We start from the raw sequence: 363 nt of genomic DNA on the forward strand, positions 1-363 counted from the left end.
TAACCCCATCAATTAACCTTCCGGCACCGGGCAGGCGTCACACCGTATACGTCATCTTACGATTTTGCACAGTGCTGTGTTTTTAATAAACAGTTGCAGCCACCTGGTATCTGCGACTCCTAATAGCTCCATCCGCAAGGGACTTCACCGTCAAGAGCGTACCTTCTCCCGAAGTTACGGTACCATTTTGCCTAGTTCCTTCAGCAGAGTTCTCTCAAGCGCTTTGGTCTACTCGACCTGACCACCTGTGTCGGTTTCGGGTACGATTCCTATGTAACTGAAGCTTAGAGACTTTTCCTGGAAGCATGGTATCAGCCACTTCACTGTACAAGTACAGCTTGCTATCAGTTCTCAGCATACAGT

1 rRNA gene is annotated in these 363 nt (G+C 48.5%); it reads right to left on the reverse strand.

Features of this window, described 5'->3' with window-relative positions:
- Positions 1–363, reverse strand: a 23S ribosomal RNA gene (locus DLK05_RS17315); the annotation flags it as partial.

Source organism: Ancylomarina longa, from assembly GCF_003996985.1.
Lineage (GTDB): Bacteria > Bacteroidota > Bacteroidia > Bacteroidales > Marinifilaceae > Ancylomarina_A > Ancylomarina_A longa.